Genomic DNA, 338 nt, shown 5'->3' on the forward strand with positions numbered 1-338 from the left:
CCATCAGACCAAAATGTTTTCTCTTTCCAAAATTGGTTTTTGAGGTAAGGAAATGATTTCCAGATTTTAGTAGTTGTCGCTTGTTTAATCCTCCTTGCGTACTGGCCTATAGAATATCGAGTGCCAATTGTAATCAGCATATGAATGTGATCTTTATCTATTTCAATCTCTTCGATCCTGAAGTCAGAAGATAGAGAAGCATCGAAAACCGTTTTCCTAACAAACTCACCCAGATTTCCGTTTAGTAAAGGTTTTCTGTACTTAGCTACCAGAATTAAATGAAGTGCAATTAAATATTTGCAGTGAGATTTAGTTTCATACTCCAACTTGACAACTCG

At 35.8% G+C, this 338-nt stretch carries 1 protein-coding gene; it reads right to left on the reverse strand.

From position 1 onward, the window contains the following. On the reverse strand, positions 1-338 hold a 338-nt coding region (gene tnpA, locus HUS61_RS21385; protein ID WP_175092396.1), incomplete at both ends, for an IS200/IS605 family transposase.

This window comes from Pseudoalteromonas sp. 0802, assembly GCF_013350085.1.
In the GTDB taxonomy this organism is placed as follows: Bacteria; Pseudomonadota; Gammaproteobacteria; order Enterobacterales; family Alteromonadaceae; genus Pseudoalteromonas.